This is a genomic window from Limimaricola sp. G21655-S1 (assembly GCF_027213785.1).
Lineage (GTDB): Bacteria > Pseudomonadota > Alphaproteobacteria > Rhodobacterales > Rhodobacteraceae > Limimaricola.
In genome coordinates this window covers 1-399 of the sequence record NZ_JAPWGO010000100.1, presented here as the reverse complement: position 1 = coordinate 399, position 399 = coordinate 1, and the positions used below count along the sequence as shown (strand labels likewise).

General features: G+C 61.2%; 1 protein-coding gene. It reads right to left on the bottom strand.

The genetic code is table 11. From position 1 onward, the window contains the following. Positions 1–271 precede the first annotated feature (271 nt). Positions 272–388 carry a hypothetical protein gene (locus O4G76_RS22260; protein ID WP_373568057.1) on the bottom strand — a complete coding sequence of 39 codons (117 nt, stop codon included), beginning with the start codon at positions 386–388 and terminating at the stop codon, positions 272–274. Between the last annotated feature and the right edge of the window lie 11 nt (positions 389–399).

The window sequence follows — 399 nt, the reverse complement described above, 5'->3', positions numbered from 1 at the left end:
GCCGCCCCCTTTTCATTCCCCCGCAACCCGGGGCTGCTCGAAACCCCGGTCAAAATGGCACGCCCTAGGCGCCGCCGAACTCACCCCTCACTAACGGCTCGGGGCTCACACAAATCGGCGTCTTAAAACCTGGGGCGAACCATTTTGACCGGCTCGCGCCAACGGGATGGGGCGCTTCACTCACGTCCTGCTATTTGAAGACCAAGCATATTGCCTAACTGACTGGCATTGCCCCACAGGCGCCTTCTGCGTTGGCCAGACAGTAGCCGCCTCAGACGCAATCAGCGGCTATCCAGCATGGCTGCGCCAGCGTCACTTCATCGCAATTCCGCCCGGGCCCTGCATAGTCGATCACCAGAAAGTCGCTTACTGCCTGCAGTGCCAGCAACGGGTGATGCC